The 13,319-nt window shown below is 36.1% G+C and carries 14 protein-coding genes and 1 pseudogene; 10 read left to right on the plus strand and 5 right to left on the minus strand.

Annotated features, from left to right (window positions below; all coding sequences use genetic code 11):
- Window positions 1-184 precede the first annotated feature (184 nt).
- On the minus strand, window positions 185-859 hold the full coding sequence (locus ABWU67_RS03565) for a septal ring lytic transglycosylase RlpA family protein (RefSeq protein WP_209472799.1): 675 nt from the start codon (window positions 857-859) through the stop codon (window positions 185-187).
- 26 nt (window positions 860-885) lie between these two features.
- On the opposite strand from ABWU67_RS03565, the gene murC reads away from it, so the two are divergent.
- The 5 genes and pseudogenes from murC to ABWU67_RS03590 form a co-directional block, all read left to right on the plus strand.
- The gene (gene murC, locus ABWU67_RS03570) at window positions 886-2,382 is read left to right on the plus strand and encodes a UDP-N-acetylmuramate--L-alanine ligase (RefSeq protein WP_038250394.1); all 1,497 of its coding nucleotides are present in this window, start codon (window positions 886-888) and stop codon (window positions 2,380-2,382) included.
- A gap of 4 nt (window positions 2,383-2,386) precedes the next feature.
- The gene (eno, locus tag ABWU67_RS03575; protein WP_353282204.1) at window positions 2,387-3,661 is read left to right on the plus strand and encodes a phosphopyruvate hydratase; all 1,275 of its coding nucleotides are present in this window, start codon (window positions 2,387-2,389) and stop codon (window positions 3,659-3,661) included.
- The gene (gene cgtA, locus ABWU67_RS03580; protein ID WP_006280016.1) at window positions 3,649-4,671 is read left to right on the plus strand and encodes an Obg family GTPase CgtA; all 1,023 of its coding nucleotides are present in this window, start codon (window positions 3,649-3,651) and stop codon (window positions 4,669-4,671) included. The genes eno and cgtA overlap by 13 nt, the downstream gene beginning before the upstream one ends.
- A gap of 308 nt (window positions 4,672-4,979) precedes the next feature.
- Window positions 4,980-5,153, plus strand: coding sequence for a hypothetical protein (locus ABWU67_RS03585; RefSeq protein WP_353282205.1), 174 nt, complete (start codon window positions 4,980-4,982; stop codon window positions 5,151-5,153).
- A pseudogene (locus ABWU67_RS03590) lies at window positions 5,104-5,229 on the plus strand (IS481 family transposase); the annotation flags it as partial. The gene ABWU67_RS03585 and the pseudogene ABWU67_RS03590, both read left to right, overlap by 50 nt.
- A gap of 23 nt (window positions 5,230-5,252) precedes the next feature.
- Here ABWU67_RS03590 and ABWU67_RS03595 read toward each other — a convergent pair.
- Window positions 5,253-6,085 (minus strand): IS5-like element ISWpi1 family transposase gene (locus tag ABWU67_RS03595; RefSeq protein ID WP_353282041.1). Its coding sequence is split into 2 segments (ribosomal slippage): window positions 5,253-5,716 and window positions 5,716-6,085, totalling 834 coding nucleotides; the frame shifts between segments, so codons are not numbered across the junction.
- A 180-nt stretch (window positions 6,086-6,265) separates the two neighbouring features.
- On the opposite strand from ABWU67_RS03595, the gene fumC reads away from it, so the two are divergent.
- On the plus strand, window positions 6,266-7,660 hold the full coding sequence (fumC, locus tag ABWU67_RS03600) for a class II fumarate hydratase (protein ID WP_341821650.1): 1,395 nt from the start codon (window positions 6,266-6,268) through the stop codon (window positions 7,658-7,660).
- 194 nt (window positions 7,661-7,854) lie between these two features.
- Here fumC and grxD read toward each other — a convergent pair whose 3' ends face one another.
- Both grxD and ABWU67_RS03610 read right to left on the minus strand, forming a co-directional pair.
- Window positions 7,855-8,178, minus strand: coding sequence for a Grx4 family monothiol glutaredoxin (gene grxD / locus ABWU67_RS03605; protein ID WP_341821649.1), 324 nt, complete (start codon window positions 8,176-8,178; stop codon window positions 7,855-7,857).
- 15 nt (window positions 8,179-8,193) lie between these two features.
- Window positions 8,194-8,412 carry a BolA/IbaG family iron-sulfur metabolism protein gene (locus ABWU67_RS03610; protein ID WP_006280012.1) on the minus strand — a complete coding sequence of 73 codons (219 nt, stop codon included), beginning with the start codon at window positions 8,410-8,412 and terminating at the stop codon, window positions 8,194-8,196.
- A gap of 129 nt (window positions 8,413-8,541) precedes the next feature.
- On the opposite strand from ABWU67_RS03610, the gene ABWU67_RS03615 reads away from it, so the two are divergent.
- A complete protein-coding gene (locus ABWU67_RS03615) occupies window positions 8,542-9,450 on the plus strand; it encodes a P44/Msp2 family outer membrane protein (RefSeq protein WP_353282206.1) in 909 nt (302 codons plus the stop codon).
- A 14-nt stretch (window positions 9,451-9,464) separates the two neighbouring features.
- Here the strand turns inward: ABWU67_RS03615 and ABWU67_RS03620 are convergent, their stop codons facing one another.
- Window positions 9,465-10,787 (minus strand): malic enzyme-like NAD(P)-binding protein, encoded by a 1,323-nt coding sequence (locus tag ABWU67_RS03620; RefSeq protein WP_341822178.1) that lies wholly within the window; start codon window positions 10,785-10,787, stop codon window positions 9,465-9,467.
- Between the two features lie 134 nt (window positions 10,788-10,921).
- Here ABWU67_RS03620 and pgsA point away from each other — a divergent pair, with 134 nt between their 5' ends.
- The 3 genes from pgsA (at window position 10,922) to ABWU67_RS03635 (ending at window position 13,285) form a co-directional block, all read left to right on the plus strand.
- Entirely contained in the window at window positions 10,922-11,455 is a 534-nt protein-coding gene (gene pgsA, locus ABWU67_RS03625) for a CDP-diacylglycerol--glycerol-3-phosphate 3-phosphatidyltransferase (protein WP_341821647.1), read from the plus strand.
- A gap of 120 nt (window positions 11,456-11,575) precedes the next feature.
- Complete coding sequence (locus ABWU67_RS03630; RefSeq protein WP_353282207.1) at window positions 11,576-12,517, plus strand: hypothetical protein; 942 nt, start codon at window positions 11,576-11,578, stop codon at window positions 12,515-12,517.
- A gap of 60 nt (window positions 12,518-12,577) precedes the next feature.
- Window positions 12,578-13,285 (plus strand): outer membrane protein assembly factor BamD, encoded by a 708-nt coding sequence (locus ABWU67_RS03635; RefSeq protein ID WP_353282208.1) that lies wholly within the window; start codon window positions 12,578-12,580, stop codon window positions 13,283-13,285.
- Window positions 13,286-13,319 lie beyond the last annotated feature (34 nt).

Genomic DNA, 13,319 nt, shown 5'->3' on the forward strand with positions numbered 1-13,319 from the left:
GCGGTATGACGGTTAGCGGTGGCGTGACGATAAGCTCGTCATTCCGCTACTTGTTAGCGGCTAAGAGATATCGCGGTGGTATAGCTATAAATTGTTGATATCTTTTTTATATCACATTTTTAACTTACAATAGTTAGCCAGCGTTCCTTACATTAACCAAATCTTTCAAATTCTGCACTCACCACTACCTATAACTCACTTTCACGCAATATTGATCGTTCTTAAAAAGCAATCTAACATTTTTTATTCCTTGATTGCGAAGCTTTGATGCAGCTGATTTAGCAGCCTGAGCACTTTTAAAAAATGCAACATATCCCTTACTTTCTGCACTGTCTTGTTTCGGGTGACGTTTCTGCATTTCTTTTTCATATTGCTTTCTGTAATGAGGAGTATTTTGTATCAATTGTTCTGACATCTTTCTTAGGTATTGAACTTTTACTTTTGCAAGCCCAGATTTATGAAATCCTAAGACTTGAGCTGCTTTTTCTGATAAGTCTATTATTCTGCCTTCAATAAAAGGCCCTCTATCGTTAACCCTTGTAACAAGCTTTCTTCCATTTTCTAAATTAGTGACAAGAACAAAGCAGGGTAAGGGCAAAGTCTTATGCGCTGCAGAGATCAAGTGACGGTTAAACGCTTCACCATTTGCTGTAAGTGTGCCATGATCTTCTATTCCATACCACGATGCTATCCCTATCTCTTCATAGTGTTTACAGTTTTTTGGGTGATAAGTTATACCATTTATTGTGTAGCTGCTGCCAATTTTATAATGACCTGCAGTGCAGTTAAACCTGTTGCTAAAACTGCAGCTACTTATCAAAACAAATATTAGACATAGAAAGGTTAGGTTTTTTATCATTGTATTCGGTAAGAGGGTTCGATACTATGAGGATTTTAAATTATACTATAATAAATTTAGTAATGAGTAAACATCTACTGCTAAATATTAACAAAACTCAAAAAGGAATAATACATATTATTGGTATAGGTGGAATCGGAATGAGTGCCATTGCTGAAATTCTTCACAATTCCAATTGCAAAGTTCAAGGCAGTGATGCACAATCAAACGACAATATAAATAAGTTACAAAAGCTAGGTATAGAGGTTTTTATTGGTCACAATGCTAATAATATAAGCCAAGCTCAAATAGTTGTACATTCTTCTGCAATAGAATCTGATAATGTGGAGTTAATTGCGGCAAAAAATAACAATAAAACCGTTTTGCATAGATCAGACATACTTGCTGAAATTATGAAAGGTAAATATGTGATAGCGGTTTCAGGTTCAAGCGGAAAGACAACAACAACCGCTATGATTGCTTCCATTTTTGATCATTCTGGCATTGATGCGACTGTAACTGTAGGAGGGATATTAAATTCCTATAAGAGCAACTTCAAACTTGGAGGGAGTGACACTTTTCTGATCGAGGCTGATGAGTCTGATGGAACTATGCTAAAAATCCCTGCAAAGATTGCTGTCATAACAAGTATCAACAATGACCACATAGATTATTACGGCACATTTGATAATATCAAAAATGCATTTTCCCAATTCGTGAATAATGCAGGTTCTGCAGTTTTACCTGATTCTGTAGACATCGATTATGATGCGGGTAATTCTATAACGTTTGGGTTTGAGAATGGTAGCATAAGAGCCAGCAACATTAAACAGCATGCTAACAGCATAGAATTTGATGTGTTGAACAACTGGATTCCAGCATTACGTGCTGGAATGACAAAAGGAAAGTGTACAGAGATGTCATCCCAGTGCGTGACACTGGGATCCAGCCCTTTAAAAAACATAGTACTATCAAATGCAATTGGAATTCACAAAGTAAGCAACGCCCTAGCTGCAATATCAGTTGCGATAAAGCTCGGAATTAGCGATGCAGATATTAAAAAAGGCCTTTTGGAATTTCAAGGAGTAGCAAGAAGATTCTCTTTGATTGCCGATATTAAAGGTGTTAAGTTAATTGAGGATTATGCCCATCATCCAAATGAAATATATGCAACTTTAACGGCTGCACGTTCGATTACTAAAGGAAAAGTAATAGGAATTATCGAACCACTTCGTTTTGCCCGCATTCGTAATTTTTTTGATGAATTCATACGAATTTTCATGATGTTTGATTATGTCATCCTCACTCCTGTTCATCCCCCAGAAGACAAGCCTATTCCTGGTTGTGGGATTGATGATATACAAAAAGCTTTAATCAGTAATGGATTTAATAACACAAAAATTATGAATGATGCTTTGCTCATTTCACATTTTATTAGTGATTCGACAAGTCCAAGTGATATAGTATTATTTATTGGTGCTGGTAGTAATATAGCTAAATTGGCAAAGGAAACTGCAGCACTTATTGCGGAAGTTAAGGTTTAATGTAATGAATAAGATAATCAATAACGTATTTGCAAGAGAAATTTTAGATAGCAGGGGTTACCCCACTATTGAGGTAGAAATTGAGCTCTGTGATGGTCCAATAGGCAGGGCATCTGTACCTTCTGGAGCTTCAACCGGTAAATTAGAAGCCTTGGAACTCAGGGACCAAGATGAGAAAAGGTATTGTGGTAAGGGAGTGCTGAAAGCTGTTCAAGCTGTAAATGGGATAATAGCAGATGAAATCATTGGAATGAATGCAGCGGACCAAAATGCAATTGATAAAGCATTAATTGAACTGGATGGAACAAAAAACAAATCAAAACTTGGAGCAAATGCAACTTTGGGTGTGTCTCTTGCAGTTGCAAAAGCAGCAGCAAACAGTTTCAAAATGCCGCTATATAGATATTTGGGAGGAAAGCAGACGAGTGTTATGCCGGTTCCACTCATTAACATAATTAATGGTGGAGTACATGCAGACAATAAGCTCGATTTCCAAGAATTCATGATTCTTCCGGTCGGTGCTGAGACTTTCAGCGAAGCGATTAGAATATCTGCGGAGGTATTCCACAACTTACGTAGCATTCTTAAGAAAAAAGGTTATAGCACAAATGTAGGGGATGAAGGTGGTTTTGCACCAAATATTGAAAGTACTGAAGAAGCACTTGATTTGATCATATACGCTATAGAATCAGCAGGTTATTCAGCGCAAAGTGATTTTGCACTAGGCCTTGATGTTGCTTCATCTACTTTTTATGAAGATGGAATTTACAAATTTGAACACAGAGATCTTACTTCAGAAGAGTTGACTGAATATTATTGTAATCTTGTGGAAAGATATCCAATAATTTCTATAGAAGATGCAATGAGTGAAGACGACTATGAAGGTTGGAAATTACTTACTGCAAAATTGGGGAGTAAAATTCAATTGGTTGGGGATGATTTGTTTGTTACAAATTGTGAACTGATATGCAAAGGAATAGAGGAAAAAATGGCAAATGCTGTACTGATCAAGCCAAATCAAATAGGGACGTTAACAGAAACTTTTGCTGCTATTGAAATGGCAAAATCAAATGGCTATAAAGCTGTTGTTTCTCATCGCTCAGGTGAAACAGAAGACACAACAATATCTCATATAGCAGTTGCGTCAAATTGCGGGCAAATAAAAACCGGGTCGCTATCGCGTTCTGATAGACTCGCGAAGTATAACGAGCTAATCAGAATAGAAAGCGCATTAGGAAAGGATGCTAAATATTATCGTGGGTTAGCATGGGTTTTATAGACGAAGTAAAATTGTGTTTAAAAGCTGGTGACGGTGGTGATGGCTGTGCAAGTTTTCGTCGAGAAAAGTTCGTTGAATTTGGTGGTCCAAATGGTGGTAATGGAGGAAAGGGTGGAAACATAGTTTTCATCAGCGACGCTAATCTCAACACTTTGCTTCATTTTCGTTATAGAAGACACATTAAAGCAGATAGTGGAAAAAATGGTGCAGGCAGGGATAGATCTGGCACAGCAGGGAAAGACGTTATACTTAAAGTTCCAGTCGGTGCACAAATAATTGATGAAGAAAGTGAAGAGATAATAGTAGACCTTGACAAGCCTGGTATGGAATTTCAAGTAGCACAGGGTGGAAAAGGTGGACTTGGAAATACTAATTTTAAATCTTCTACTAATAAGGCACCAAGACATTTTACTTACGGTCAGCCTGGCGAAGAAAAACATGTATTATTAAAACTAAAAGTTTTATCAGATGTTGGAATTATTGGCATGCCAAACGCAGGTAAATCAAAATTTTTGACTCGCTGCTCAAATTCCGATACAAAAGTAGGCGATTATCCATTTACCACCGTAAGACCTCATTTAGGCATGGTAAAAGTGGATGATAGCGAAGTTGTAATAGCAGATATTCCTGGAATAATTACTGATGCTCACCTTGGAGTTGGGCTCGGGCATAAATTTTTAAAGCACATAGAAAGGTGTCAAATTTTACTTCATTTAATCGATGTAACTCACGATGACGTTGTTTCGGCTTATAGTTGTATCCATAATGAATTGGAACTTTACAATAGTGATCTTGTTGAAAAAGAAGAGATTGTAGTATTAAACAAATGCGACTTATTGAGGGAAGCAGAAATTCTGGAAAAGAAGAATCACCTAGCTAATTATCTCAATAAAGAAGTGCTGTGCTTATCAATTAATGGTGATTTACAGCCTATTTTAAGATTATTAAGTGAAAAATTGAAAAAGAGTAATTCTAAGGAAATCGATGTATATGATCCTTTTAAAGCGTAAATTTTCTATTTATGGATGTACAAGAATGGTAGCGTGCAACCAGAACTAAGCGTACAGCTGTGCAAACATCGTGATTTGAGTCCACCAGAAGGGTGTCATCCCAGTGCCCAGACACTGGGATCCAGGAATTTTATTAAGTTGGTAAGCATAAAAGTAGCCGTTTTATGTTAAAATACAACGTTTTGATGATTATGAAAAGGCTGGATTCCAGACTGGAATGACACCATCATAAAGTGAATCAGTGTCAGCTACTTGCATCTACCATGCAAGTTATAGCTCTTTTTACAATAATCCGAACAGACCGTAATATGCTACTGGCCTGCTATAGCCATAAACACATATCTTATCGCATTCGGACTATTATAAGAAAGGCTATAGATGTATGGTCCCAGAGAGTGATGGTATACTATCATCATCATTTAAGGAGTCATTATGGGACAGATATTACATGGGTGCGCCAAAACAACACAGACGATTCGTAGAGCAATACAAAATAGAAAAGAGAGCATAGCAAAACTCTCCAAGCATTATAACCTTAATCCAAAAACTATTATTAAGAGGTTGTCCGGAAACTAGTAAATTCAAGCATATTCCCTCTTTAACATAACCCTACTCATAGCTAGGTATATGAAATTCTCAGTGGATGTTGTGAGTAAATCATACTCCTTCGATAGCCTTCTATTCCTATTAACCCAAGCAAAAGTCCTTTCTACAACCCATCTTCTTGGCTGTACTTTAAACCCTTGTTCTCTTGTTGGTAGTAGCTCAGGTGGCGTATCTTTGTGCACCCAAAATCTACATGGAGGCCTTTTAACAATTTCAATATCTATGTCATATTCTTCCTTTATGTGATTCTTTAAATTTCTTCCTTGGTATCCCATGTCAGCCCACATTTTTTTAACTTTAGTATATTTTGTTCTCATATTGTTTAATGCTATTTTAATACCATCTCTATCATTTTCGTTAGCAGCGCCTACGTAACAACCTAGTATAAAACCCTGAGTGTCTGTAATTATATGCCTTTTTCTACCCTTTACTTTTTTACTTCCATCATAGCCTTTGATCCCCCCTTTTCTGTAGTCTTTACAGATTGACTATCTACTATACAGGCACTCGGCTGCTCATTCATTCCTATTTTTCTTCTACTATATTTTGTAATTTCATAATTCATTTTCTCAAAAATTCCCTGCTTCTTCCATTGCCTGAACTGCTCATACACAGTCTTCCATAGCGGAAAATCATTTGGTAAATACCGCCATTGACACCCTGTACGCAATACATAGAAAATTGCTTCTAATATTTCTTTTTTGCTATACTTTGGCGGCCTTCCTCCTTTCTTGTATGATACTCTGAAGTGTTTTTCTATTCTTGCCCATTCCCTTTCGCTTAGATCTGTTGGATACTTTTTTCTCATCTTTACCCCGTACTAAAATTTCAGATATTATAGCCTTTTACTTGTTTCCGGACAACCTCTAACTGAAAATTGCAATGTTCGTACACTTGACTACTTGGATCTAGTATGATTTAATTAACCAAGAAGTAGGCATGAAAAAATTATGTAGTGAACCAGTTTGCATAACACCAGGAGGAAAATATGGATAGAAAGACGAGAATAGAATCAGACAGCTTAGGGGAAGTAAAAGTACCAAGTGAACATTACTGGGGAGCACAGACTCAGCGTTCTTTAGAAAATTTTAAGATTGGCACAGAAAAAATGCCAGAGCCTCTGATTAAAGCATTAGCAATAGTAAAACTTGCAGCAGCGCGTGTTAATATGAAACATGGTGTTATAGATGATAGGGTAGGGGACGCAATTTGCACAGCCGCGAGGGAAGTAATAGATGGCAAATTTAATAATGAATTTCCGCTTGTTGTTTGGCAAACCGGATCCGGAACGCAGACTAATATGAATATGAATGAAGTGATCAGCAATCGTGCAATAGAGATTTTAGGTGGTAATTTGGGTAGTAAATCTCCAATACATCCAAATGATCATGTGAATTATGGTCAGTCGTCAAATGACACCTTTCCAACAGCAATGCATATAGCAGCAGCAGAGCAAATAAACTGCTTGCTTATTCCAAATCTTGAAAAATTGCATAAGGTGCTGGATAATAAGGTTCAGGAATTTAAAGATATAATAAAAGTAGGACGTACTCATCTGCAAGATGCAACGCCCCTAACACTAGGACAGGAGTTCTCTGGCTATGCAGTCCAGATTAAAAAGGGGATAGAGAGAGTAAAATCAACTTTAAGTGGTATATACGAGCTTGCACAAGGTGGCACTGCGGTTGGCACGGGACTCAATACTAAAAAGGGTTTTGCTGAAGATTTTGCAAAGCAAGTTGCAGGAATTACTAACCTTCCATTTACTTCAGCAGGCAATAAATTTGAAGCGCTAGCAGCAAATGATGCTTTAGTTGAGCTCAGTGGAACACTCAATACAGTAGCAGTCAGTTTAATGAAAATTGCAAATGATATAAGGTTGCTTGGTTCTGGTCCAAGATGCGGAATTGGGGAAATAATGTTACCGGAAAATGAGCCTGGTTCTTCAATTATGCCAGGTAAAGTGAATCCAACTCAGTGTGAAGCGGTGACTATGGTATGCACTCAAGTTATGGGAAATCATGTTGCTGTAACCATTAGTGGTTCAAACGGTCATTTTGAATTGAATGTGTTTAAGCCAGTGATAATTTACAATGTTTTGCAGTCTATAAGACTTTTAGCTGACGCAAGTTTAAATTTTACAGAAAAATGTGTAGTTGGTATTAAAGCAAATGAAGAGAGGATAAAAGATTTACTGAATCAGTCGTTGATGTTGGTCACTATATTAAATACGCATATAGGGTACGACAATGCAGCAAAAATAGCGAAGCTTGCTTATAAAGAAAATATCACTCTAAAAGAAGCAGCAGCAAAACTTCAACTGCTCACTGAGGAAGAGTTTGAAAGGATAGTGAAACCAGAAGAAATGGTAAATTATTTGTAACCGCTCACACTTAATTCTTCAATCTCACTAATAGAAAGGCCAGTAAACTTGACAATAGTGTTAACATCAACATTATTATCTTGCTTTGTCTACCTTATTTTGCCGCTCCCCTGAACGGATACGGTTTAAGACATAAGATCCTTTTTCATAGCTATACTACGTTATCCAGCGTCTGGGCACTGGTTTCTTGGTACTTATTCCGCAATAATTTTTTTTTCCCTCAATAAACTTTGCAGTTCGCCTTTTTCGTACATCTCGCGAGTGATGTCGCAACCACCAATAAACTCTTCCTTTATATATAATTGTGGAATTGTTGGCCAATCAGAAAACTTTTTTATAGATTCACGTATTTCATCATTCTCCAACACGTTAATATACTTAAACTTCACGTTCAATTTTTTTAGGATTGACACGACGAGTCCAGAGAATCCGCATTGAGGAAAATCAGAAGTGCCTTTCATATACAATACCACATCATTTTCTGTTATATCTTTTTTTATTTGTTCAAAATTGCTCATAAATTCACCTTATTTTTAAGTATTAGTTTCCAGTTGCAAGGCGTGTATAGACTGACCTTCCAGAGCTTTATATACCATTTTATGCTGTTCTATTTTTGTCTTTCCAAGAAAACACTTGGAGTTTATTTTTAAATGATAATGGTCATCATCTCCAGCAAGATCATGAATCTTTATATCAGCGTCGGGGAACGATTGTTTGATGATCCTCTCTAATTCGTGAATTGCAATAGTCATTGATTTGCTTTAAATTACAATACTTTCATTATAAATCTAAAACGATTGAGCGCAATAAAAAGTTGCTATCATAAAAAATAGAAGCATACTATAATAATGGAATGACAAATTATGCAGGGAGGCTTTTTGGTGGGCGAAAGATTTAAATTCACATATCTATTGGTTTTTCTAACTTTTTCATTTAGGTGCTTATCTTACGATGATAAAATAAATAACTTAGAGAATGTTTACATCAAAGCTAACTATTTTGGAGCATTCTTCAATGCAATAGGTTCTCTAGAAGGAAAAGAAGATGCAGGTGACAATATAACAGAGGGGGTTTTTAGTTTTAATAAGAAGGAGCGAATTGAAGCTGGATACAGTCCTAAATATGTTCCAGGGTTTGCCGGTAGTGCTGCAATAGGGTATTTATTCAAAAATATGAGAGTTGAGTTTGAAGGCTTATATTCTCAGACTAACTTATATGATGAAGATTATTCAGATAAGAAAAAAGCAAGATATATTGAACTTCGTCGTCACAATGATGCGTCTACTGGAGCGGAATGCAATTCACCTTGGAGAAGTGGAAAGGTTGATATTCACATTCAAGAAAATTGTAGTGTTGAAGCAGAGTTCAGAGCTGCATTTAAGATGAAAAATGAAGGTTTTAATAACTTAGCTGGAATGGTCAATGTATATCGTGATTTTAATATAGCAAAAATGCCATTCACCCCATATGTTGGTATTGGTGCAGGTGTAACTAGGGTTAAATTTCTAGGAAAAACCAGATATGCCTTGGCTTACCAAGCAAAACTTGGTATCAATCACCAACTTACAGCACAAACTCAAGCATTTGCTGGTTTACGCTATTTTGGTATCCTTGATAACCAATTTAAAGATATTGTACCAGGAATAAAGATACTAGCTGGTGAAGGATATATTCCTGCCGGTGGAGGAAGTAAAGTTGATGGAACTGCACGTGTTGAATCAACAACTGCAACCATTACCAATAGGTTTGGCATATATGGCTTAGAGTTTGGGTTGGTTTATCACTTTTAACTTTATCCAATAAATTACATATGTGAAGATAGTAAATTCAGCGTGCTGAGAACATTAGAAAGACGAGATTTTAATTGATTTTCATATTTACTCCAATCTTGTATTGCCTTTCTTGCAACACCTGAATCAACTGCGGCTTTTGCAACAGCAGAAGCTACTATAGAAATTAATCTTGGGTCAAATGGAGTAGGTATTATATATTCACGTCCATAGCCCATTTTACGACCGCCATAGACTGCAGATATCTCACCTGGTACTGGCTCACGGGCAAGCTTTGCTATTGCATCTGCAGCTGCAATTTTCATTTCATCATTTATTGTTGTTGCATGTACATCAAGTGCCCCTCTAAATATATAAGGAAAACCCATTACGTTGTTGACTTGGTTGTTGTAATCTGACCTACCAGTTGCAATTATTGCATCTGGCCTCACAGATTTTGCAAACTCAGGCCTTACTTCTGGATCGGGATTGGCAAGAGCAAAAATAATCGGGTCTTTGCCCATACTCTTTAACATCTCTTCATTTAACACATCTTTTGCAGATAGTCCGATGAATACATCAGCGCCTTTTATTGTATCAAGTAGAGAACGTTCGGAAGTATCAATTGCATACTTTTCCTTCCACTCATTCATATCCTCGTTTCTACCTTTGTATATTACTCCTTGCTTATCACACAGCACTATATTTTTAGCGCCCATGGACTTTAGTATTTCTAAACATGCAATACCGGCTGCTCCAGCACCATTCATAATGATCTTAACGTCCTCTAATTTCTTTTCAACAATATCAAGAGCATTTTCTATGCCAGCTGCAACAACCACCGCAGTTCCATGCTGGTCATCATGGAACACTGGAATATCCATCAGTTCATTCAGGCGTTTCTCTATTATAAAACAATCGGGAGATCTTATATCTTCTAAATTTATCCCCCCCCAACTTGGCCCAAGATACCTTACTGCATTGATGAAATCTTCTATATTTTCTGTACCAACTTCTATATCAACTGCATCAATATCAGCAAAACGCTTAAATAAAACAGCTTTGCCTTCCATGACAGGTTTTGCAGCAAGAGGACCGATATTACCAAGTCCAAGCACTGCAGTGCCATTTGAAATGACAGCAACACAGTTGCTTTTTGCTGTATAATCATAAACAACCTCAGGATTTTTAGCTATTTCAAGGCACGGAGCTGCAACACCAGGGGAATAAGCAAGTGACAAATCATACTGGGTAGATAAAGGTTTTGTTGGCATGATTGAAATTTTACCAGGGTTACCACCTCTGCTGTGATACTTAAGCGCTTCTTGTTTTGTGGTACTATCTAAATCATCGTTCATCATTACATCCTTATATTTTAAGCTTGTATTTTTTAAGTATATGGAGTTTTTATAAATGTTCAATTGTAAACTATTAACTTGTGAACTCTGTTGTACTTCTGTATAAGTTTACCTATTACGTAAGATGATATTACATGCTTAAAAAAAACGTGCCTAATTTGCTTACAATTTCTCGTGCACTTGCAATACCAGCAATAATATTAAGTTTTTATATAGAAAATAAATATGCAGGCCTGATAACAATATCAATCTTTGTGTTTGCGTGCATTACGGATTTTTTTGATGGTTACTTGGCGCGTGCGTGGAAAGTCCAATCAAAATTTGGCAAGCTATTTGATCCAATTGCTGATAAATTAATAGTGGTTTCAACGATAATTATGCTAGTTTATAAGCAGAAGATAAATGATTTTACAATAGTACCATCGATTATCATCATCTGTAGGGAGATATTAGTCTCGGGTTTGCGGGAGTTTTTGATAGCTACAAATGTTAGTCTACCTGTAAGCAAAGCTGGAAAAATTAAAACATTTTTGCAGATGGTTGCTGTAGTAGCGCTAATAATGAACGATTATTATATGATTCAATATACAGGTGCGATTTGTTTATGGGTTGCAGCTATTATAACTATGTGGTCAGGCTATAATTATATCCTAGCCTGCATCAAATAGATTGATTAAATCTCCTAGGAAATAGTTAATAGACAAGAGTAGTTAATATCTTAGTGATATTGACTCAGAAAGCAAAAAGGTGTATAATTGTATTAACTTACTACTAATTAGGTTAATATTATGAAAATACCTAGTGGCAAATTTTCTTCTACTAAAAAGGTTCCAGGAAAGAATAAGAAAAAAAGAGATTTTGAACCATTAGAAGAGTTTTTTTTGGATTTTTGGCCAACAGTTGATAAAGAAGTCAAAAGAGAAAGGCTAGAACAAGAACTATTAGCACTAAAAAAAAGAGAGCTATATAGAAAATGTGCATCATTGGCAACAATGGTCCCATTTACATTGCTGATGGCGATTGAACTGGAAAAAACATATAGCGATCAGGTATTACTTGGCGTGATAAGTGGCGCGCTAAGCCACACTATATTACCTTTTACAGTCTTATCTCTTATTTGTACGCTATATTTAATTTATAATAATAGGAAGATAGCACAAAAAGAACGAGAGTTGGAGATTATTGAAAATGGAAAGGAAGTAAAGGAAAAAGAGCACAATATTTCTGATATAGGTCAGTGTTTGATCTATATTGAGGCTATAACAACTGCACTGGTTATTGTAGGTATGATAATGGGTGAAACATCTTCACTTGAAGCAGCAGAGGATGCAATTTTATTTCTTGCCAATGCAATTGCTTTTCTTGCAACTCTTGTTTCTTATATTGATAAGCATGAAAAAAATAAGAAAAAGGAAACAGAAAAGTCTGATCTTGATGAGAAATCTAGCAAGAAAACTAGCAATATATCTGTAGCCGGATTGGCGCTTGCTGGTTCTTCTGTGTTTTTAATAAGAAGGATAATGTTAATAGCATTAGCATCGTCCTTAAATCCTGCTGTTGGACCTACTTTAGGCTTGATAGGTATTGCAATTTTTATGGCTGTACAGGTCTTAACTATACATTCCTACAGTAAGACGCTGAAAGATCCAAAAGTGGAAGGACGAGGTGAATCAAGAAATGCAGGTAGTTCTGACCGTAGTTATAAAGAAGAAGGACCGGCTATTGCCTAAGAAATTTATTTATTTAAGTAATATTTAGGTCTATACTTTATTTTGATCGAAAAAAATCTTATGTATAAGACTTTAATCACGTGCTTTATTTTCCTAATTTGCTCCTTTACACAATCGTATGCGGATGATCTTGAAAAAACTGAAACTGAACTATATGAAGAAGCAGTTGAACTTTTTGACCAGAAAAAATATAAACAAGCTATTAGGGCATTTCATAAGATAGAGGATTTGTATCCTTTTTCTTATTGGGCAATGAAAGCAAAATTATTATCTGTGGTCTCTCACTATAATATGGGTAACTATAGCAGTGCTGCAAGTGATATGGCTGATTATATATATGTTTATTCAAATGGTGAAGATTTACCATATGTATACTACTTAAGAGTATTATCTTATTACATGCAAATTAATAAAGTGCAACTTGGACAGCAAACTGCATATAAAACTTTAGAGCTAGCCACTGAGTACATTAATCTCTTTCCAGGCAGCGAATATGTAGACGAGATAAAGGAAAGAGCAAAATTAATCACAGAACATATATCAACAAAAGAGTATTCTATCGGTAAATTTTACCTGAGGCGTGGTGAATATTTAGCAGCAATTAAGCGTTTCCAGAATATGGCAAGCTATAAGGATTCTAAATATTTTTCTAAGTCTATTAACCATTTAATAGCAGCCCATTCAGCTCTTGGCCTTGACTTAGAAGCTGAGCAGTATGAAAGTATGTTATTAGCAGAAAACCTGCAAGATGCCAAGCCAGAGGCTTGAAAATTTGCTTTAGCTTTTTCTATGCTTTGATATA

The organism is Wolbachia endosymbiont (group A) of Aleiodes leptofemur (assembly GCF_964028465.1).
GTDB lineage: Bacteria > Pseudomonadota > Alphaproteobacteria > Rickettsiales > Anaplasmataceae > Wolbachia > Wolbachia pipientis.

Bases quoted from the DNA above. Each gene is read 5' to 3' on its own strand.
- grxD (WP_341821649.1), bottom strand. From the start codon at position 8,178: ATGAGCAATTTTGAACAAATAAAAAAAGATATAACAGAAAATGATGTG.
- ABWU67_RS03630 (WP_353282207.1), top strand. From the start codon at position 11,576: ATGAAAATACCTAGTGGCAAATTTTCTTCTACTAAAAAGGTTCCAGGA.
- fumC (WP_341821650.1), top strand. From the start codon at position 6,266: ATGGATAGAAAGACGAGAATAGAATCAGACAGCTTAGGGGAAGTAAAA.
- ABWU67_RS03635 (WP_353282208.1), top strand. From the start codon at position 12,578: ATGTATAAGACTTTAATCACGTGCTTTATTTTCCTAATTTGCTCCTTT.
- ABWU67_RS03620 (WP_341822178.1), bottom strand. From the start codon at position 10,787: ATGAACGATGATTTAGATAGTACCACAAAACAAGAAGCGCTTAAGTAT.
- cgtA (WP_006280016.1), top strand. From the start codon at position 3,649: ATGGGTTTTATAGACGAAGTAAAATTGTGTTTAAAAGCTGGTGACGGT.
- eno (WP_353282204.1), top strand. From the start codon at position 2,387: ATGAATAAGATAATCAATAACGTATTTGCAAGAGAAATTTTAGATAGC.
- murC (WP_038250394.1), top strand. From the start codon at position 886: ATGAGGATTTTAAATTATACTATAATAAATTTAGTAATGAGTAAACAT.
- ABWU67_RS03565 (WP_209472799.1), bottom strand. From the start codon at position 859: ATGATAAAAAACCTAACCTTTCTATGTCTAATATTTGTTTTGATAAGT.
- pgsA (WP_341821647.1), top strand. From the start codon at position 10,922: ATGCTTAAAAAAAACGTGCCTAATTTGCTTACAATTTCTCGTGCACTT.
- ABWU67_RS03610 (WP_006280012.1), bottom strand. From the start codon at position 8,412: ATGACTATTGCAATTCACGAATTAGAGAGGATCATCAAACAATCGTTC.
- ABWU67_RS03585 (WP_353282205.1), top strand. From the start codon at position 4,980: ATGCTACTGGCCTGCTATAGCCATAAACACATATCTTATCGCATTCGG.